Here is a 20745-nt window from a genome sequence, read left to right on the forward strand (position 1 = left end):
TGATGCAGGTTATAAGTGCAAATGCTGCGTCTTCCGCCATATCTCCAACAGGGTTATATTCCCTGAACTAATCTAAACTAACCAGCCAGAATGGCATTAACAAGAGCAACTTCCGTATGGAACTATTTTCTGACCTGCCTGGCGATGAAGGGCTTCCCGGCCGGGAACGCTGTTTAGCCATGGTGGCAGTAATGACCATGACCACCATGGCCGTATTCGACGGCTCGATGATTAATATCGCCCTGCCGCAAATCGCGCAGGCTTTAGGCGTTTCCTCCAGCGATGCGGTCTGGGTTTCTAACGGCTATCTGCTGTCGGCGGCGATGACGCTGGCAATATTTGCCGCCATTGCCAGCCAGATTGGCTTTCGGACACTGTTTGCCATCGGTTTAAGCGTATTTACGCTGGCCTCGGTGGGCTGTGCTTTTTCGTCATCGCTGGAAATGCTGGTGATAATGCGCATACTGCAAGGCATTGGCGGTGCGGCAACATTAAGTATTGGCCCGGCAATCCTGCGATCTATTTTCCCCAATCGCCTGCTGGGGCGAATACTGGGGCTGAATGCCTTACTGGTTGCTGCCAGCACCGCCATTGCGCCGGTGCTTGGCGGGACTATTTTATCCACCCTGAGCTGGCAGTGGCTGTTTGCCATTAATATTCCGTTGGGCATTATCGCCATAGTACTCGCGCTGCGGGTTATTCCCGGTAAACGAACCACCACCCGGGAGCCATTCGATATCCCCGGAGCGGTGCTGTCTGCGGTGATGTTAGGGGCGCTTATCATGGCGGCAGGCGCTTTTTCTCGCCCTGAGGGGGTAGAATATTCATTTGGCCCACTGATAACCTCTGTGGGCTATGGGCTAACCGCCATCGCTGCCGGGCTGGCCTTTGTCTGGCGTCAACAGCGTGCGCCAAAGCCGCTGCTTCCCCTTGGTATGTTTGCCTCTTCCCGATTTTCACTGGCGGCGCTAACCTCGCTGGCCTCTTTTGTCAGTCAGGGGATTACCTTTGTTGCGCTGCCGTTCTTATTCCAGAGCGTTTATGGTTACAGCGCGTTTGTCTCCGCGCTGCTTTTTACCCCTTGGCCAATCGGTATTATTCTGGCGGCACCCTATGCCGGACGACTGGCGGATCGCTATCCGGCAGCCATTATCTCTACCGTGGGGCTGTGTCTGTTCGCTGTCGGGCTGGTGCTGCTGGCATTGCTACCCGCTCACCCGCAGGAATGGGATATTGGCGCTCGCAGTTTGCTGTGTGGTATCGGCTTTGGTTGCTTTCAAAGCCCGAATAATCGGGAGATGCTGTCGAATGCATCCCGTGAGAACAGTGGTTATGCATCTGGGGTGCTGGCGATCATGCGCACTTTCGGCCAGTGTCTGGGGGCGGCGTTTGTCGGGGCCATCTTATCGGCTTATGCTCAATCCGGCAGTGAACCGCTAAAGCTGGCGTTACAGGAGGCGCAAGCAGTCAGGCTGAGCCTGTGGGTTGCCGTGGCGGCTACCCTGTTAGCCATGACGATCAGCTATATGCGTAATATTAATCGCGATGAGAAGAAAGCCTGAGTTAAGGCGAGGGAACCGGCATCTGGCTTTATGACGTTCAATAAAGCCAGATGCGCAGATAAATCACTAATCCCCTAACAGCACCGAATCCATGGCTATTTCCACCATCTGATTAAACGATGTCTGACGCAGTTCAGATGACAGCGCTTCACCACGACGGATATGGTCGGATACGGTACAGATACACAGCGCTTTAGCGCCATACTCGGCGGCTACACCGTAAATACCTGCGGCCTCCATCTCGATACCCAGAATGTTATATTTTTCCATTACGTCGAACATCTGCGGGTCCGGGTTATAGAACAGATCGGCAGAAAACATATTGCCAACGTGAACCGGAATCTTCTTTGCTTCTGCCGCCGCCACCGCATGGCGTAATAAATCAAAATCGGCGATGGCAGCAAAGTCGTAGCCCTTAAAGCGGGTGCGATTAACGCCGGAATCGGTACAGGCTCCCATTCCGATCACAATATCCCGTACTTTTACCTGCGGTAGCAGCGCGCCGCAGGAGCCAATACGAATAATCTTATCTACCTGATATTCGGTAATCAGCTCTTTGGTATAGATAGAACAGGAAGGGATCCCCATGCCATGCCCCATCACAGAAACCCGCCGCCCTTTATAGGTGCCGGTATAACCGAGCATATTTCTGACATCGGTAACTAATCGCGCATCCTGCAGCATGGTTTCTGCAATATGTTTAGCTCTGAGCGGGTCGCCGGGCATCAATACAACATCAGCAAAATCACCCGGTTCAGCATTAATATGTGGCGTCGCCATATTCGTTTCCTTTCACAAAGTGGTTAACTGGTTAAGATGATTAAAATAGTGGTTTGCCGTAATCCATCGCCGACAGGTTCAGGTGTTTCGCTACCGTTTGCCCGATATCGGCAAAGGTATGTCGCAACCCCAGCGGGCCGGGCTTCACTTTCGGGCCATAGACCAATACCGGAATATGCTCCCGGGTATGGTCGCTGCCGGTCCAGGTAGGATCACATCCGTGATCGGCTGTCAGAATCAGTAAGTCATCCTCACCAATCAGCGACAGCATCTCCGGCAGGCGACGGTCGAAATGTTCCAGTGCAGCGGCGTAACCGGCAACGTCGCGGCGATGGCCGTAAGAAGAGTCGAAATCAACGAAGTTAGTAAACACAATGGTGTTATCACCCGCCTGTTTGATCTCTCTTAGTGAGGCGTCAAACAGCTCATCAATGCCGGTGGCTTTGACCTTTTTGGTAATGCCTTCATCAGCATAAATATCAGCAATCTTACCAATCGATACAACCTGCCCTTGCTTCTCTTCTACCAGTTTGTTCAGTACGGTGGGTGACGGTGGTTTTACCGCATAGTCATGGCGGTTGCCGGTACGTTTAAAGTTCTCTGGTTTATCACCAGCGAAAGGACGGGCAATAACCCGACCAATGTTATAGCCACCTTGCGTAAGCTCTTCACGCACCAGAGCACACAGTTGATAGAGGTTTTCCAGACCATAGGTCTCTTCATGGCAGGCGATTTGGAATACGGAATCCGCAGAAGTATAGAAAATCGGTTTACTGGTTTTCATGTGCTCAACGCCCAGCTGTTCCAAAATGGCGGTGCCGGAGGCATGACAGTTGCCCAAATAACCCGGCAACTTTGCCCGTTCTACCAACCGCTGTAATAGCGCCGGCGGGAAGCTATTGTTCACATCACTAAAATAGCCCCAGTCAAACAATACCGGCACACCGGCGATCTCCCAATGGCCGGATGGCGTGTCTTTACCGGAAGAGAGCTCTTTCGCGTAGCCATAGGCTCCGATAATTTCTGCCTGTGGATCAAGACCGGCAGGAAACTCACCGGAAGCCTGTTGATTCGCCTTCCCCAACCCCAACTGACTTAAGTTCGGTAAGGTTAACGGGCCACTGCGGCCAATATCCGCACGCCCCTGCTGACAAGCCTGCGCAATATGGCCCAGGGTGTTTGAACCCACATCACCAAATTTATCCGCATCTCGCGTAGCGCCAATACCGAACGAATCGAGAACCATAATAAAAACACGTTTCATGCTCACATCCTTCAGATAGTCGTCACTGGCGTTTTGGCAAAAACCAGCCGTATGGCAGAGGGCCCCGTGTTAGTACAGGAGTCTGGTTCCCTGCTGTTTAAAATAGTGTTGCCAGCTGCTGTCAGGCTGACGGTCGGTTACCACGCAGGTAAACGCCTCCAGAGAGGCAAAACGCCCCACTCTTACCTGTTCAAATTTATTGTGATCGGCAACCAGAATACTTTGCGAAGCCACCGCCATGGCCTGAGCTTTTAAAGCGATCTCATCAACAATAAAGGTGGTCACTCCCTGAGTTAATGAAACGCCCGCGGCAGAAATAAAGGCCTTATCAGGGCGTAAATAATTCAGTTCGTTATGGCCGCCAACGGCGGTAAATATATGGGTGCTGGTTTTAAATTCGCCCCCACACAAGATAACCTTACAATGCGGCTTTTCCTGTAGGGCCATAAAGGTATTCAGTGAGTAGCAGACGCCGGTAAAACGGCGTTCATCAGGAATACTTTCAATGATAAAAGGGACGGTGGTGCCCGAATCGAAAAGTATCACTTCATCATCATTAATCAGTTGAGCGGCCAACTGACCAATATGGCGCTTCTCATCAATATTCTTAAATTGTTGTTCACAAAAGAAGTATTGATTAGCGCCATTCACCTTCGGATCGGTAACAATATATCCACCCAGTAATATCAGCGATGAAGGTTCTGCATTCAGGTCGCGGCGAATGGTCATTTCCGACACATTCAACTGTTGAGCCGCATCACGCACATACACCTTATCGGTATCTTTTAATATCTGGGTAAGTTTATATATTCGCTCCGTCCGACGACTGCTCATGTGTACTCCGGTTAGTAATCTTTCTGTTCGCCAGCCTGCCCCGACACAATACTAACGCCCGAGCTGGTACCGATCCGAGTGGCGCCAGCATTGATCATCTGAGTGGCCGTTTCTCGTGAACGTATACCACCGGATGCTTTAACGCCCATCGTCTTACCGACAGTGTTACGCATCAGTGACACATGTTCAACTGTTGCACCACCGGTGCTGAATCCGGTCGATGTTTTAACAAAATCCACCTGCAAATCACGACAAATTTCGCAAACTTTAACGATTTCGTCATCAGTAAGCAGGCAGGTTTCCAGAATCACTTTTAACGTAACCTCGCCACAGGCCCGCTTAACCGCACCGATATCTGTGGTGACGTCATCAATCCAGCCACTTTTAAGCCAGCCCACATTGATAACCATATCGATTTCCTGCGCCCCGACTTCAATCGCCGCCAGAGCTTCACTGACTTTCACGCTGGTCAGACAGGTGCCTAATGGGAAACCAATGACGCTACATACTTTTACCGGACTTCCGGCTAATTCACTGAACACTAATGGCACATAGCCGGAATTAACACACACCGCCGCAAAGTTATATTTCAGCGCTTCGCGACAAACCTGAATAATTTGTTCCGCCGTCGCATTCATTGCCAGCAATGTATGATCAATATATTGCTCATAACGTATTGATTGACTCATTATTTTACCTTTTTTATTCAGCCCGACAGGAAAGTCCCGCTAATATAACAACAAAAATGTTATTTAAATAACATCACACAAAATCATTAAAATCAATAATATTGATATTTTCATATTGAGATAAATGTCACAGTAAAAACATTTATGAATAATTAATGTTACTCCGCAAACAATAGACCATATTAATACTGATATCTCAATTTTCAATCGCCTTGAAAATGTGTCTCAGTGCTTATTCTATCCGCTGTATTGGCTATCGTGAATTACGGAGTTTTCTGTGAAATATCTTATTGGAATAGCAGGTATTATTGTTATTTTAGCGCTGGCACTCTTAGCCAGTAATAATCGAAAGAAAGTCAGATACCCTTATATTTTTATTATGCTTGGCCTGCAATGCTTATTGGCCTTTTTACTGCTGAATACGACCGGTGGCAGTACGCTTATTGGGGGAATTGCCAGCGTTTTTGATAAGTTATTAAAATACGCGGCAGAAGGGGCGAATTTCGTTTTTGGCGGTTTGCTAAACGAAAATAAGTTTTCTTTTTTTATCATGGTATTAATGCCTATAGTTTTTATTTCAGCACTGATTGGAATAATGCAATATATCCATCTGCCGAGCCGGTTCATTATTATTCTCAGTACGTTATTAAGAAAGATTGGATTAATTAACAACAATGAGTCGGCCTCTTTTTTAGGTCAGTCATTTTTGACCATGATTATTAAAGGTATCGGTATTTTATTAAGTAAAGTGAACGGCATGGGCAAGCTGGAATCTTATAATGCTGTCGCGTCTGCCATTCTTGGTCAGTCTGAAGTTTTTATTTCCGTGAAAAAATCACTGGGCTTTCTTCCTCAGCATCGTCTTTACACCCTTTGTACTTCGGCCATGTCGACGATTTCCATGTCCATCGTGGGTGCTTATATGACGCTGTTAGATCCGGTGTATGTGGTTACCGCTATTGTCTTAAACCTGTTTGGTGGATTTATTATTGCTTCCATGATTAACCCTTATCGGGTCGATCCTGAGGAAGATGTTCTGGAGGTGGTAGCTGAAGAAAAACAGAGCTTCTTTGAGATGCTGGGGGAATATATCCTCGATGGATTCAAAGTTGCCATTATCGTGGGCGCAATGCTGATTGGTTTTATCGCTATCATCGCCATGATCAACGCTATCTTCAGCTATTTGTTTGGTATCTCTTTCCAGGATTTCCTGGGCTATGTGTTCTCACCTTTGGCCTTTTTAGTGGGTATTCCGTGGGATGAAGCGATTAGCGCCGGTAGCCTGATGGGCACCAAATTGGTGAGTAACGAGTTTGTTGCGATGGACCAGCTAAAACAGGGATTAGATAACGGTACCTTCCTGTTTTCAGAACATACCAAAGCCATTATTTCAGTGTTTCTGGTCTCTTTTGCTAATTTCTCCTCTATTGGCATTATCAGCGGCGCCATTAAAGCGCTAAACCCTCAACAGGGCAATGTCGCATCACGCTTTGGTTTGAAATTGCTGTATGGTGCAACATTAGTTAGCTTTCTGAGCGCTGCCGTTGTCGGGCTGATTCATCATTAACATACGGTATTTTTTGCCGGTCTGACGATCGGCAATGGGATCATTTAAAACCGGCGTCATTAGCCGTTTTACTCAATAAGAAGGTAAATACTATGAGAATCGTTGACCTAATTGCCAAAAAGCGTGATGGCAAAGAACTCTCTGCACAAGAAATCGAATTCTTCGTTAAAGGCTATACCGATGGCGCTATCCCTGACTATCAGGCCAGCGCCATGATGATGGCCATTTACTTTCAGGACATGACCGACCGCGAATGCGCGGACCTGACCATGGCGATGGTGAATTCCGGCGATACCATTGATCTATCGGCCATTGACGGTATCAAAGTGGATAAGCACTCTACCGGCGGCGTGGGTGATACCACCACGTTAGTGCTGGCACCGTTAGTGGCTGCTCTTGATATTCCGGTAGCCAAGATGTCAGGCCGTGGTCTGGGGCACACCGGCGGAACGCTGGACAAGCTGGAGTCGGTCAAAGGTTTCCATATTGAAATCAATAAAGATGAATTTATCGATTTGGTGAATCGCCACAAGGTAGCGGTTATCGGTCAGTCGGGTAATTTAACACCCGCGGATAAAAAGATGTACGCCCTGCGCGACGTGACCGGCACCGTCAACTCTATCCCCCTTATCGCCAGCTCAATTATGAGCAAGAAAATTGCCGCAGGTTCTGACGCCATCGTATTAGATGTTAAAACCGGCGCTGGCGCGTTTATGAAAACCGATGAAGATGCCATTGAGTTAGCCAAATCGATGGTGCGCATTGGTAACAATGTGGGGCGACATACCATGGCGGTGATTTCCGATATGTCACAGCCGCTTGGCTTTGCCATTGGTAACGCGCTGGAAGTACAGGAAGCCATTGATACCCTAAAAGGCAAAGGCCCGGCGGACCTGACGGAACTGACTCTGGTATTAGGCAGCCAAATGGTGGTATTAGCCAAAAAGGCCAAAAACCTGGAAGAAGCACGTCAGATGCTGCTTGAAGTGATTAACAACGGTAAGGCGCTGGACAAATTTAGAGAGTTTCTGGCCAATCAGGGCGGCGATGCTTCCGTTGTCGACCATCCGGAAAGATTACCTCAGGCAAAATTCAAAATTGAAGTACCCGCCAAAACCTCTGGCGTCGTGGCAAACATTATCGCCGATGAAATTGGCGTTGCTGCCATGCTGTTGGGCGCAGGCCGAGCCACCAAAGAAGACGATATCGATTTAGCCGTTGGGCTGATGCTGCATAAGAAAGTGGGCGATAGCGTTCAGCTCGGTGATGCACTGGTCACCATTTACGCGAATCGGGAAGAGGTCTCCAGCGTGATGGAGAAGATCTATAGCAGCATAGAAATTGCCGAACGCGGACAGGCTCCTAAACTGATTCATACGGTCATTACTCAGTAATCCAATGCGTTATCTGCCACTTTTTATCACAAGGAAATTGCCATGACTGATAATGAACTGATTGAACAGGCCAAAAAAGCCCGTCAATCCTCCTACAGCCCCTACTCTAATTTCGCCGTTGGCGCAGCCCTGCTTGCAGATAACAATCAGGTTTTTCTCGGCTGTAACGTTGAAAATGCCTCCTACGGTTTAACCAACTGCGCGGAACGAACCGCTATCTTTAAAGCCGTATCAGAAGGTCAACGCCAGTTCAAAAAACTGGTGATTATCGGCGATACCGAAGGCCCAATCTCCCCTTGCGGCGCTTGCCGTCAGGTGATTAACGAATTCTGCGCCCCGGATATGCCGGTTTTGATGGTCAATATGAAGGGTGAAGTAAAGCATACATCGATAGCCGAGCTACTACCTTACTCGTTTGGGCCAGAAGACCTAAGTTAACGCAGTGCCCTTGGCAGTTAGCCGTTGACCTTATTTTTTGCCCTTCTATAGAGCACTGGAATTCAGCCGACAACTGAGAGATGGTAGCACGACTGGCATGGAGGCCAGTCGAGACGCTGCTTCGCCGGGAGCGAATCAGCGCCGGTGCGTAAACCCGAACGAAGGCGGAGGGAAGTCGCCATCAGGCGACCTGGATTCGGGTGCGAAGGCGCGGGGGTGCAGGGGGCGTTCGCCTTTTAACGCCCCTTGCTCGGCCACTCGCACAGTAGCCAATTCAGACTCAGCACGATTAGTGGACGAAACTAACTCAGAGTCCAATCCCCTTCAAACAACGCCTATCAAATTGATAGACAATAACCCCACAAACGATAATGATTATCAATTCATATTCAGTGCTATACTGATAACCCACCATGAAATTGAAATGAGCTGTCTTATAAACAGCGTAAACCACCTTTGAGGAGTGATACGATGAGTTATACCCTTCCAACCCTGCCTTATGCCTACGATGCGCTGGAACCTCACTTTGATAAACAAACCATGGAAATCCACCACAGTAAGCACCATCAGGCTTATGTAAACAATGCTAACGCTGCGCTGGAAACGCTGTCTGACGATCTGAAAAAACTTTCTGCTGAAGAGCTGATCGCTCAGTTAGATAAAGTACCTGCGGAGAAACGCACCGTATTAAGAAATAACGCTGGCGGTCACGCTAACCACAGCCTGTTCTGGAAAGGCCTGAAAAAAGGCACTACCTTGCAGGGCGATCTGAAAGCGGCAATCGAGCGTGATTTTGGTAGCGTTGAGAGCTTTAAAGAGAAGTTTGAACAGGCTGCCGCTACCCGTTTTGGTTCAGGCTGGGCCTGGCTGGTATTAAAAGATGGCAAACTGGCTGTGGTTTCTACCGCTAATCAGGACAGTCCCCTGATGGGTGAAAGCGTATCTGGTGCGTCAGGCTTCCCGATTGTGAGCCTGGACGTTTGGGAACATGCTTACTATCTGAAATTCCAAAACCGTCGTCCTGATTACATTAAAGAATTCTGGAACGTGGTGAACTGGGACGAAGCTGCCAAGCGTTTTGCTGAAGCAAAATAATAAGCTAATCCTTTAAGTTTCATATGAATAATGGGGATAATAGCGGGCGTTCCGCTATTGTCTCCTTAATAAACCTTACGTTATCCGCCTCTTAATGAGATTTTCGTGTCTGCGTCCTGAAAAGATAAATATTCTTTCAATAAAAGCAGAATTTTCACGATGAAAAATTAATTTTCCGTTTCGCCTCTCCCCTTCACCCGCTATCACCTTCATAAGCCGATGGTTTATCCATGTGATAAAAGTGGTCATTTGTAGTAGAATAGCGCCCTGATTTTATTCACATTCTATTTTTAGGGAAATTGACATGAATTCTATTCCAGCCTGCCCGGTCTGCTCATCAGAAAATACCTATCCGGACGGAGCCATGTTCATCTGCCCTGATTGTGCTCACGAGTGGAACCCTTCAGAGCCAGAGTCAGCAGATGGTGATGCGAGAGTGGTGAAAGACAGTAACGGTAACGTATTAGCCGATGGTGACTGCGTAACCCTGATTAAAGACCTGAAATTAAAAGGCTCTTCAACCGTACTGAAAGTGGGTAGCAAATCTAAACCTATTCGTCTGGTTGATGGTGACCATGAAATCGACTGCAAAATCGATAACACCAGCATTATGCTCAAGGCCTGCTTCGTTAAGAAGGTCTGATAAGCAGCAATAAAAGCCACCGCTTTTTTAAAAGCCGTGGCTTTATTTTTTCCTCTTTTACGCCCGCGAAAAACACTGTCCCTATATCAAAAACTGGATATGGCCTGTAACAGCCAGTATGCTGAAATAAATTAGTTATTCAGTAAAACCGGCGGTTACCATGCACTCTCCCCTTGTCTATATTGGCAAAATTAAACCCTATTATGACCATTCACCCAGCGCTATCGATAAGCGCGCGGTTGACGGTGAGTTGATACTCACACCGCTGGGTTTTGAAGGCGATCAACAGGCAGATAATCGCCATCATGGCGGAGCAGATCGCGCTCTATGCCACTACCCGCGGGAACATTACGACTATTGGAAAATGCGTTTTCCACAACAGGCAGAACAGTTTGTTGCACCGCTGTTTGGAGAAAACCTCTCCACCCAAAATCTGACTGAAGAAACGGTCTTTATCGGAGATATCTTCCGCTGGGGACAAACCCTCATTCAGGTTACACAGCCCCGTTCACCCTGCTATAAGCTAAATTATCACTGCAAAATTAAGGGGTTCGCCCGCATCATGCAAGACAGCGGCCTCTGTGGCTGGCTCTATCGCGTGGTTTCAGCGGGTAGAGTCAATCCCAATCAACCGCTGGAGCTGGTAAGCCGTAATAGCGATGTCTCCGTCGACGAAGCTATCTCCATTGCGTTTAATTCCCCCTTTGATGAAGAGCAGTATCGTCGTTTGCTGTCTGCCAGTGGTCTGTCCGCCAGTTGGAGCAAGAATATGCAAATGAGAATTCTGACTAAGCGAATTGAGGATATGGATCGTCGACTGGTGGGTGTTTCTGCTGATTAATGATTGCTTAATCCGTGTTAGGATAGAGAGTATGGTCATACTGCCAACAGGCTTTGGCAGCTCCCTGTCTCTTTATAACTGATGATGGATATGTTGATGACGAAAACCACTGCACCTTCGATGGCTGAATCCCTGACGCGCGACCTTGCTATTCGCATTATGCGCGGTGATTTATCACAAGTGCCGTCTCTGCCGGGCGAAAACGAGCTGGCACTGCAATATCAGGTTTCACGTACCACCATCCGGAATGCACTGCAGGTTCTTTCGGCCAAGGGTATGGTCTCTATTCAGCCCAAGCGTCGCAGCGTTGTCACTCCCCGCGAACAGTGGAACTTCCTCGATTCTGAAGTTTTACTCTGGTTAACGGAAGGTGGAATGAAGCAGGGGATGGTTGAACAGTTGATGGTCACCCGTCTGATTTTCGAACCCAACGTTGCTGCACTGGCGGCGGCTAACGCCACCGGCAGAGATTTAGCCGCCATGGAAGATGCCTGCCATTTGATGTCTGAAGGGCAGCAGCAGAATTCCCGTGAGTTATTTGAACAAGGTGATTTAGCCTTCCACCTTGCGTTGCTACGCGCCAGCCATAACCCCTTTCTGCTATCCCTCAGTAATGCTCTCTCTTCTGCTATGTCGCTCTCTTTTAAACAGACTCTGGAAGAAGATGTTCGCCTGACCAAAGAGGCTGTTACTCAACATGTCGCTTTACTGGATGCTATTCGCCTTAAGCAGGTGGATACCGCTAAGCTGCGGATGCGCGATATTCTGCTAAAAGCGGCACAAAAACGATTGCAGAGCCACCAGCCAGAAATCTTTACCCATATCGACTAATTGCTGATTTTTTCCACAATACGATCTGCTTCACAGATCGCAATATCTTTTTGCTCTACGCTTCTTGTATTACAAGATTATAAAGGTTGTAATACTAATGAACAAATGGATTGCTGTTGATTGGGGTACCACCAATTTTCGTGCATTTTTAATGCAGGGTAACGACTGTATCGATCGCTGTACTCAGGGACCAGGCTTGCTGCAAATTGAACCGGGAAACTTCGAGGCAGAGCTATTACGTCTGTTACAACGCTGGTTTGCAGAAGCACCCTATCCGATCGTTATGGCCGGTATGGTCGGTTCGCAGCAGGGCTGGCATGAAGTGCCTTACGTAGAGGCTCCCTGTAGTTTCTCTTCTCTGACCAGGCAGGCTTATGCATTCACCACCCGCTGGTCGAGCCCGGTCTGGATCATTCCCGGCATTTGTTGCCACAGCCCTTATCAACAGCCGGACGTGATGCGTGGTGAAGAGGTACAGCTTGCTGGGCTTTCCGCCATTAATGGACCTGCTGAATATCGGGTCATTTTACCCGGCACCCACAGCAAGCATGTATTAATGGATAACCAGTCGGTCTCCCATTTCTCTACCTATATGACGGGTGAGCTGTTTGCTTTACTAAGCCAGCACTCAATTCTTGGCAAAGCACTCCCCCCACAAGAGCATAATCTGGCGGTGTTCCATTCCGCTATCGAAACCGCCCAGCATAAAACACCACTCAGTCATCTGCTGTTCTCTGCCCGTACTTATCGGTTAAACAAGCAGATCGCAGAGCAACATATTCACAGCTATCTGTCCGGCTTGTTGATTGGCGCTGAACTGGCTACCTGTACCACAACTCAGCCGATATGGTGCGTTGGCTCAACCAAACTGACAGAAAACTACTCACAGGCGGCTCAATATCTGGGGATTAACCTGCATAGCATTGATGGGGATAAGTGCTTTATTCAGGGAATTAGCCATCTGTACCAACATATCGCAGGAGAACAGCAATGACTGCTGAACAATTTCATCATCAATTACGCCAGAGCGGATTGCCGTTGATTGCCATTTTACGCGGCATCACGCCGGATGAAGCCCACGACGCAGCTCAGCTACTGGTGGAGTGTGGTTTTCGTTTCCTTGAGGTGCCACTTAACAGCCCACAGCCGTTAAAAACGGTCAAGATTATGCTGGATGCCGTAGCCGGAAAAGCACAGGTGGGAGCCGGTACGGTGTTAACCGCTGAACAAGTTAAACAGGTTTATGACGTTGGTGGTCAGTTAATTATTTCACCTAACTTTTCTCCTGCCGTGGTTAAAACCAGCGCAGAGCTAAAGTTAACCAGCCTGCCCGGAGTGGCAACACCATCCGAAGCTTTTGCTGCCATCGAGGCCGGTGCCTGTGGTTTGAAACTCTACCCTGCAGAGATGCTGCCGCCATCGGTGATGAAAGCAATGCGCGTGGTACTGCCTAAAACCATAGCCTGCCTGCCGGTTGGTGGTATTCAGGCCGATTCCGCGCAAATGGAAGTCTATTGTCAGGCGGGTGCCGATGGTTTCGGATTGGGTGGCGGGCTTTATCAGGTCGGAATGACAATGAAAATGCTGGAGGCCAATGCCTTACGTTACCGTGATGCCTGGATAAACAGTGTGAAAATATCATCAGAACATTAACGCATTAAAAAGAATAAGGCAGTTATCGCTTTATAACAGATGAAATGCTTTCTGATATTTAACAGTGAGCCATTTATCTTCTTGATATGACGTAGTAATAAAAACAAACGATTCATTTCTTAATGCTTAAGAAAAGAAGGGTAACCGCATTTCTTTTTTAAGCAGGGATCGTAATATCTAACCAGAAATATAATAAGGACAACCTATGTCTGAAATCACAATAGAACAAACGCAATCCACTGCTCTGGCAGAAAAAAGCGTCTACCAAAAAATAACCCGAAGGCTGATTCCTTTTCTGATCCTGTGCTATTTCTTTGCCTATCTGGATCGGGTTAACGTTGGCTTTGCTAAATTGCATATGCAGGATGCATTAAGCTTCAGTAATACCGTTTATGGTTTAGGTGCAGGTATATTCTTTCTTGGTTATTTCTTATTTGAATTACCCAGTAACCTGTTAATGCAGAAATACGGGCCACGTTTTTGGATTGCCCGAATTATGGCAAGCTGGGCTATTATCTCAGCAGCCATGATGTTTGTTACTACACCAACCTCATTCTATATTCTGCGTTTCCTGTTGGGTGTCGCAGAAGCCGGCTTTTTTCCTGGCATCGTTTTCTATCTCACGCTGTGGTTCCCATCATGGCGCTCAGCCAGAACCCTTGGTCTGTTCATTCTGGTAACCCCACTCTCCACCATTATTGGTAGCCCGCTTTCCGGCCTGATCCTGAAACTGTTTGAGGACGTTGGTGGTCTGCATAACTGGCAGTGGTTGTTTCTGGTAGAAGCCATTCCCTCCTTCTTATTAGCTTTTGTGGTACTGCGCTTTTTAGATAACGACGTGAAATCTGCCAAATGGTTAACCGATGAAGAGAAAGCCATTGTTATTCGCGATCTGGCTAAAGATCAGGAAAACAAACGCATTGCCAACCATGGAAAAATCGACACCAGCCTGAAAAGTATGTTGAGTAACCCCTATATCTGGCTGCTGTCACTGATTTTCTTTAGCTTTAACATCGGCTATTACGGCATTAATTTCTGGCTACCGTCGATCATTAAAACGTCCGGCGTTACCGATGACTTCCACATTGGTCTGTTGACCGCACTGCCTTATCTGTTTGGTGCCTGTGTCATGGTATGGAACAGCCGCCATTCTGATCTGAAAAATGAACGGCGCTGGCATATTGCCATACCGGCCATCATTGGGTGTGTTGGTTTAGTGCTCAGTACTTACTATAACGGTTCTACATTCTGGATGATGGCCTGGATTTGCGTGGCCATGAGCGGAACCCTGGCGCTTATCCCAACCTATATCAGCCTGCCGGGTTCTATTTTGTCAGGAACCGCTGCCGCCGCAGGGATTGCCGTGGTTAACTCCATTGGCAATCTGGCAGGATTCTTCGGCCCAACCGTCCTTGGCTGGCTGAAAGACCAAACCGGTCGCACCGATATGGGGCTATACATTCTGGCAGGATTCCTGCTGCTGTGTGCTCCACTGATCTTCACACTTCCAGCCCGTCTGGCCAATCCACAAAAAAAGATTAAACCGTAATCATTTTCCTCAGGCACGACCAGCAGGACGTGCCTGATAACCAAAACAATAAATACAGAGAGTTTGCTATGAGTCAATGTGGAGGCTGTTCCAGCTGTGGTTCTCATTTTAACCCGGTACTGGAAGGCGATGATGGCGCGTTAAAGCGAGCATTATATAAATCAATGGGGCACACCGATGAACAATTGCGTAAACCGGTGATTGCCGTGGTCAACAGCTACACCAATGCCACCGCTGGCCATGCCAATCTGAATGACCTGACGGCAAAAGTGCTGGAAGGCATTGAGGAAGCCGGTGGAGTGGGGATGGTATTCGGTACTATTGCCCCTTGTGATGGTATTGCCGAAGGCCATTTGGGCATGCGCTATATTCTGGCTGCTCGTGAAGTTATCTGCGCGTCGATTGAAGTGATGATGCGAGCACATCGCTTTGACGGCATGGTACTGCTTGGTTCCTGTGACAAAATCGTACCGGCCATGCTGATGGCTGCCGCCCGGCTGGATGTACCCGCCATTTTAGTGAATGGTGGGCCAATGTATCCCGCAGAATACAAAGGTAAACATTGGGACGGTAATATCGTTACCGAAGCCATCGGCTGGAAAAAACGGGGAGAAATCAGCGAAGAAGAGTTTGCACATATTGAAAATATCGCCGAGCCGGGAGTGGGTTCCTGCACGATGTATGGCACGGCGAATACCATGTGCTGCATTGCAGAAGTTTTAGGCATGAGCCTGCCGGGCAGCAGTACTCACCCGGCCATTTCACAAGCACGCCGCGACGTTGCTGTTGAGAGTGGAAAGACTGCGGTTGATCTGGTGAAACGCGGCGTGAATGCCCGTCAAATCTTAACTCCGGCCGCAATTCGCAACGCTATTATCTATCTGTTGGCCACCGGCGGCTCAACTAACGCCATTCTTCACTTACAGGCGATCTACTACGAAGCTGAATTAGGGCATCTGCCACTCTCTACATTCGACGAACTAAGCCATCAGGTACCGCTGGTTGCCTCTCTGTACCCTGCTTCTGAATATGACATGATTGATTTTTGGGAGGCCGGTGGCGTACAGGCAGTCGAGTATGAAATCAGCCGATTAATGGATACCAATGCCCTGACTGTCAGCGGACAAACCAAAGCGGAAGTATTGAGCCTTGCTCAACGCACACCTCGCCCTGAGGTCATTCATACTCTGGCTATTCCGGTGCGCAATGAGTCCGGCGTGGCAGTCTTGCACGGCAATATCTCGCCGTTAGGCTGTGTAGTAAAACCCGCCGCGGTACCGGATCACCTGATGAAATTTACTGGCCCAGCGGTGATATTTAACAGTGAGCAGGAGTCGGTCGATGCCATTATGTCAGGCGACATTAAACCCGGTAGTGTATTAATTCTGCGCTATGAGGGCCCGAAAGGCGGCCCGGGAATGCCAGAAATGTATAAGCCGATGAAAAGCCTCGAAGGTATGGGGCTGTCAGACAGTTGTGCTCTGATTACCGATGGTCGCTTCTCTGGCTCTAATCGTGGTCTGTTTGTGGGTCATATCTCCCCGGAAGCCAGCGATGGTGGTGTATTAGCGCTGATTGAACAAGGTGATTTAATCACTATCGATATACTGAAGCGTTTACTGGACCTGCATGTGGACGAAGCCACACTCACGGCGCGCCGGGCACAGTGGAAACCGATAGAGAAACAGGTACCCCGCGGTTTCCTTCGCCTTTATCGCCGTTGGGCACTACCGGCAGCACAAGGTGCAGTACTGGCAGACAGAGAGGATATTGAATAATGGCTCGCTATAATTCAAACGACATATATGGTGTAAACCCGATTGCCGCCATGCCATTCACGGCCACCGGCGAAATCGATGAAGGCAGCTTTATCCACATGCTGGAGCATCTTGCTCACAGTGGCGCTCATGGCGTAACGCTGTTTGGTATTGCCAGCGAATTCCCCAAACTGGAAGACGATGAACGCCAGCGTCTGGCTGACGTTTTTACCAATACACTGAAAGGTAGTTCGCTGTATCGGACCATATCCGTTACCGCGCACAGTACGGAAGTCGCGGTAAAATGGGCCAAACGTTATCAGGCAATGGGTGCAGATGCATTAATGCTACTGCCGCCCTTCTTTTTGCAACCCAGTCCGTTAGCAATACAACAGCATATTTTCAGCGTGCTTGAAGCGGTAGATATCCCGGTGCTGGTGCAATATGCGCCGGGTGAAACAGGGCTACCGATCACGCCACAACAGCTTGCCGATGTATCAAAACGCTACCCTCATGCGGTCTTTAAGATCGAATGCAACCCTCCGGTAGACTACACCCGTGAGTTCTTACGGCTGGCTCCACAGGCGTCAGTACTAAACGGCTATGCCGGTTTATATATGCTGAAAATGCTGGCAGCAGGTGGTAAAGGCGTCATGCCCGGCTGTTCATTTACTGAGATCTATGTGCGTATTTATCAGCACTGGAAACAGGGAGAGACAGCACAAGCCGAAGCGCTGCACGCTGCATTACTTCCCTACATTCAACAATGGATGACCCACTGCGAATATATTATTCAGGTAGAGAAAAACATCCTGATGCGTCGGGGAATCATCAGTAACGACTACTGCCGCCACCCCGGCTGGTCACTCACTCAGGAAGACCACCAGCGCATCGAACAATTTATTGAGCAGTTTCGGTTGTAGTCGCTAATAGTACAGGCAACTGATATACCAGATAAATTGGCTTCAATGAATATTCCGGCCGTAAAAACGATGTTACTCATATCACCTTCGTGCTCGGCCGGAAGACCACCTGTACTTAGCAGTGGAGCGCGTCGGGCCAGCGCAAGCGCTGTCCAAACAGGCTTTGCCTGTTTGTCCGGCAACTGAAGCTGCTACGGCCCCAACGACGGTTCCTCCCAACGATTGGCTATTTTTTGGTATAGCCATTAGCTCATCAGATTTTGTTATCAATTACAGGCCGTTTTAAGCGGCCTCAGACTGCTGACAAAGTCATCTGATTCAGTTTTGTGTTTTAACATAGTCAATCGTTGGGAGGGACGGGCGTGGGGGTCGACTTGGCGTGAGCCAACGAAGTGCCCGTAGCCCGGCCAGGCCCGACGCACTCCCAACTCAAGTACAGATTGTCTTCCGACCGCACTCTATGTCAATTTAGGCACATTGTTTTTACGGTCGGAATATCCGCTGATGCCAATTAATCAACAAACAACCCTAAAACTTCCCTCTGGCATACCCCGTAACTTCCTTCAACCCCATCTCACGACCCAGAGCCGTCATCGGGTGGACGACTTCCAGCCCTTTCACCTTTTTCTTTAATGCGCCCATATCGGCCTGCTCGGCCTTGGTAATAGGACGACTAAACGGCATCTTTTGAATCTTTTGCGCTTTGGCACTCAGAACCTGACTTTTTTCTTGTCTGAGCCTTTCAATTTCAGCCTGTAGCGTTACTTTTTCAGCATCAATTTCGCTGAGATCGGTATCCAACCCTTTGGTTATAATCTCTTTTTCTTTACGATTCAGCGCATCGAGACGGTCGCTCAACCGCTTAATTTCTGCCGCCTGTTGTTTCATAACTCGACCTTAATTTCTGGCTTTAAATAGTGAGGTATCCCGCTATACGGGATGGTCTGACAGGGAGTATAAACGTAACCTAATCTCAGTACTAATCCTGAGTGTAGAATCATCGCTTATCCGGAAAGCGAATAAAAAAACGGGCCACTATAATAAGTGACCCGTTCTGTCTTTTTCACTGAAGATTCAGCAAATATTACATGATTTGTGCGATTTTACGTGCAATATCCATCAGCGCTTGCTGATTCTTTTGTAAAGACGCATTCATTTCATTGAATTTATCCAGTCCAGCCTGTTCAGTAAATTGAACAACCGGGCCGTTATATTCAATTTTATTACCCTGAGCTTTCAGGAAGTCAGAAATGGTCAGAATATCGCTAAAAGTAGAATCCAGCAGCGTTAGGGTTTGTCTGCTTAAATCACCTTGCTGAGTAACCACTTTGGCATAAGCTTTGTCATAAACCACTTTTAAATCTTCTGGCAGCTTCATCGTGGCATAGCTGTCTGCGGTTTGCTTAACGATACCGTCCAGTTTAGCCTGAACAGCTTTAGTTTCGGCCTGAGCTTTTTCAACTTTCTCGCGGTTCTCAACCATTGCTTTCATGCTGTTCAGCGTTCTTAACTCAGTCATTGAAGACTGCATAGCGCCAGAAAAAGCACCGTCCAGTTGGCTGGTAAAGTTGGTTAACAGCGCATAATCCTTGGTGTAATTACCAAAAGCTTTCTCTTGGTCTTTACTTAATTCCGGTAAACGAATTTTAGTGCCATCAATCACCTGCGTCTGTAGAAACTCACTGAACGCTTTACGCTGCTCTGGCTCATTATCACCACAACCCGCTAATTGAAATACCAGACCCAAAGCAAACAGAGGAGCTAAAAAGCGAACCCATGTTTTTTGTTTAACTAAAGACATACATGCTCCTGAAATTTATTCACTAATAATCCATTAATTACTCTGCAGAAAACGAGTCCTTCGTTCACTCATCGATATACCGCAGAAACCGAGATACGTTAGCATTCGGTGTTAATGGAATAAAGCGATTAAACTAAAATGCTAAATATAATTACATAGTTAATTGAAAATTATACGATTATTTAACAACGCAATCGACATGGTTTGGAACAAAGAACAATAACTAAAACAAAAAGCGGGGGAATATTTATGCGTTTTCTACTTAAACGTGTTCAGGAATATAACTTGCTGGAATATTGCCTCCCACAGAACGCAATATAAAGAATAAATTGGTGTTTTATGGATAAAAAAAAGCCTCACCAAACTTTTTTGATGAGGCTCTTTTATTACTAAAAAAACGGATTAATTACTTCTGGCCCAGTAAATATTTAACAACCTGGCTGTATTCCTGAATGAAGCCTTCAACGCTCTTGGCTTCCAGACCATCATTCTTCACCATGTATTTTCCGTTAACGATAACAGAAGGCACGCTTCTTAAGTTAACATCCTCGGCCAGTTTACGCTGTTGAGCAGTCAGAGATTTAACAATGAAGCTGTTCCACGCGCTGTCAAACTCTTCTCCACTTACGCCAGCTTCAATAAATACCTGACGAATACCATCCAGATTACGGATAGTTTGAGTTTTTTGGATGCCGTTAAAAATCAGCGGAGCCACTTTATCCTGAACGCCTAAAGTAATAGCAACTGCCCATGCCTGAGTCAGTTGAGAACCTAATTCACCGCCCATGAAGTCAACGTGGTATTTAACCATTTTACCGCCTTCTGGCAGTTGCTTCTTAAACTCGTCACTCATGTGATAGACGTTTTCGAAGTCATAGCAGTGTGGGCAGAAAAAGGAGAAAAACTCCAGTACTTGTGGCTCTTCTGTTGCGCCTCTGTCCAATGTTTCAAACTGCTTACCGTTTTGGAAATTGGATGCCACCACAACTGAGCTGCTACCGGTAGGCTTGGAATCTGCATTTGCCGGGGTAGAAGAATTTGACCAAATAAAAAAAGCACCGACAGCAACAACTGCACATACCAGCACCAACCACATCTTTTTCATAACTATACTCCGTAAAACA

The 20745-nt window shown here is 47.8% G+C and carries 20 protein-coding genes; 13 read left to right on the forward strand and 7 right to left on the reverse strand.

Going from position 1 to position 20745, the window contains the following annotated elements:
* Positions 1 to 116 precede the first annotated feature (116 nt).
* Positions 117 to 1562 (forward strand): MFS transporter, encoded by a 1446-nt coding sequence (locus EKN56_RS20050; RefSeq protein WP_130593410.1) that lies wholly within the window; start codon positions 117 to 119, stop codon positions 1560 to 1562.
* 66 nt (positions 1563 to 1628) lie between these two features.
* Here EKN56_RS20050 and deoD read toward each other — a convergent pair whose 3' ends face one another.
* The 4 genes from deoD to deoC form a co-directional block, all read right to left on the reverse strand.
* The gene (gene deoD, locus EKN56_RS20055; RefSeq protein WP_130593411.1) at positions 1629 to 2342 is read right to left on the reverse strand and encodes a purine-nucleoside phosphorylase; all 714 of its coding nucleotides are present in this window, start codon (positions 2340 to 2342) and stop codon (positions 1629 to 1631) included.
* A 40-nt stretch (positions 2343 to 2382) separates the two neighbouring features.
* Positions 2383 to 3606, reverse strand: a complete 1224-nt coding sequence (deoB, locus tag EKN56_RS20060; RefSeq protein WP_130593412.1) for a phosphopentomutase — start codon at positions 3604 to 3606, stop codon at positions 2383 to 2385.
* 69 nt (positions 3607 to 3675) lie between these two features.
* Positions 3676 to 4440, reverse strand: a complete 765-nt coding sequence (deoR, locus tag EKN56_RS20065) for a DNA-binding transcriptional repressor DeoR (protein WP_130593413.1) — start codon at positions 4438 to 4440, stop codon at positions 3676 to 3678.
* An 11-nt stretch (positions 4441 to 4451) separates the two neighbouring features.
* Positions 4452 to 5129, reverse strand: coding sequence for a deoxyribose-phosphate aldolase (gene deoC, locus EKN56_RS20070; RefSeq protein WP_130593415.1), 678 nt, complete (start codon positions 5127 to 5129; stop codon positions 4452 to 4454).
* Positions 5130 to 5406: 277 nt separating this feature from the next.
* Between deoC and EKN56_RS20075 the strand changes: the two genes are divergently transcribed.
* The 12 genes from EKN56_RS20075 to EKN56_RS20130 all read left to right on the forward strand — a co-directional run bounded on the left by EKN56_RS20075 (position 5407) and on the right by EKN56_RS20130 (position 17820).
* Positions 5407 to 6696 (forward strand): NupC/NupG family nucleoside CNT transporter, encoded by a 1290-nt coding sequence (locus tag EKN56_RS20075; protein ID WP_130593417.1) that lies wholly within the window; start codon positions 5407 to 5409, stop codon positions 6694 to 6696.
* 92 nt (positions 6697 to 6788) lie between these two features.
* Complete coding sequence (locus EKN56_RS20080) at positions 6789 to 8090, forward strand: pyrimidine-nucleoside phosphorylase (RefSeq protein ID WP_130593418.1); 1302 nt, start codon at positions 6789 to 6791, stop codon at positions 8088 to 8090.
* 42 nt (positions 8091 to 8132) lie between these two features.
* Complete coding sequence (gene cdd, locus EKN56_RS20085) at positions 8133 to 8528, forward strand: cytidine deaminase (RefSeq protein WP_130593419.1); 396 nt, start codon at positions 8133 to 8135, stop codon at positions 8526 to 8528.
* Positions 8529 to 8999: 471 nt separating this feature from the next.
* Positions 9000 to 9623: a superoxide dismutase [Mn] gene (gene sodA / locus EKN56_RS20090; RefSeq protein WP_130593420.1), complete on the forward strand. Its 624-nt coding sequence runs from the start codon at positions 9000 to 9002 to the stop codon at positions 9621 to 9623.
* 304 nt (positions 9624 to 9927) lie between these two features.
* Positions 9928 to 10266: a zinc ribbon domain-containing protein YjdM gene (locus EKN56_RS20095; protein ID WP_130593421.1), complete on the forward strand. Its 339-nt coding sequence runs from the start codon at positions 9928 to 9930 to the stop codon at positions 10264 to 10266.
* A 160-nt stretch (positions 10267 to 10426) separates the two neighbouring features.
* Complete coding sequence (yiiM, locus tag EKN56_RS20100) at positions 10427 to 11107, forward strand: 6-hydroxyaminopurine reductase (RefSeq protein ID WP_130593422.1); 681 nt, start codon at positions 10427 to 10429, stop codon at positions 11105 to 11107.
* Between the two features lie 96 nt (positions 11108 to 11203).
* Positions 11204 to 11938: a FadR/GntR family transcriptional regulator gene (locus EKN56_RS20105; protein ID WP_130593423.1), complete on the forward strand. Its 735-nt coding sequence runs from the start codon at positions 11204 to 11206 to the stop codon at positions 11936 to 11938.
* 97 nt (positions 11939 to 12035) lie between these two features.
* Positions 12036 to 12932, forward strand: a complete 897-nt coding sequence (locus EKN56_RS20110) for a 2-dehydro-3-deoxygalactonokinase (protein WP_130593424.1) — start codon at positions 12036 to 12038, stop codon at positions 12930 to 12932.
* Positions 12929 to 13591 (forward strand): 2-dehydro-3-deoxy-6-phosphogalactonate aldolase, encoded by a 663-nt coding sequence (locus tag EKN56_RS20115; RefSeq protein ID WP_130593425.1) that lies wholly within the window; start codon positions 12929 to 12931, stop codon positions 13589 to 13591. The genes EKN56_RS20110 and EKN56_RS20115 overlap by 4 nt, the downstream gene beginning before the upstream one ends.
* Before the next feature lie 205 nt (positions 13592 to 13796).
* On the forward strand, positions 13797 to 15140 hold the full coding sequence (locus tag EKN56_RS20120) for an MFS transporter (protein WP_130593426.1): 1344 nt from the start codon (positions 13797 to 13799) through the stop codon (positions 15138 to 15140).
* Positions 15141 to 15208: 68 nt separating this feature from the next.
* On the forward strand, positions 15209 to 16918 hold the full coding sequence (gene ilvD / locus EKN56_RS20125; RefSeq protein WP_130593427.1) for a dihydroxy-acid dehydratase: 1710 nt from the start codon (positions 15209 to 15211) through the stop codon (positions 16916 to 16918).
* Positions 16918 to 17820, forward strand: a complete 903-nt coding sequence (locus tag EKN56_RS20130; protein WP_130593428.1) for a dihydrodipicolinate synthase family protein — start codon at positions 16918 to 16920, stop codon at positions 17818 to 17820. Before ilvD ends, EKN56_RS20130 begins: the two co-directional genes overlap by 1 nt.
* 528 nt (positions 17821 to 18348) lie before the next feature.
* On the opposite strand, the gene EKN56_RS20135 is transcribed toward EKN56_RS20130, so the two are convergent.
* The 3 genes from EKN56_RS20135 to dsbA form a co-directional block, all read right to left on the reverse strand.
* A complete protein-coding gene (locus EKN56_RS20135; RefSeq protein ID WP_130593429.1) occupies positions 18349 to 18708 on the reverse strand; it encodes a YibL family ribosome-associated protein in 360 nt (119 codons plus the stop codon).
* Positions 18709 to 18904: 196 nt separating this feature from the next.
* Positions 18905 to 19621 carry a DUF3053 family protein gene (locus EKN56_RS20140; protein WP_130593430.1) on the reverse strand — a complete coding sequence of 239 codons (717 nt, stop codon included), beginning with the start codon at positions 19619 to 19621 and terminating at the stop codon, positions 18905 to 18907.
* 406 nt (positions 19622 to 20027) lie between these two features.
* On the reverse strand, positions 20028 to 20726 hold the full coding sequence (dsbA, locus tag EKN56_RS20145) for a thiol:disulfide interchange protein DsbA (protein WP_246019902.1): 699 nt from the start codon (positions 20724 to 20726) through the stop codon (positions 20028 to 20030).
* Positions 20727 to 20745: the final 19 nt, after the last annotated feature.

This window comes from Limnobaculum zhutongyuii, from assembly GCF_004295645.1.
Lineage (GTDB): Bacteria > Pseudomonadota > Gammaproteobacteria > Enterobacterales > Enterobacteriaceae > Limnobaculum > Limnobaculum zhutongyuii.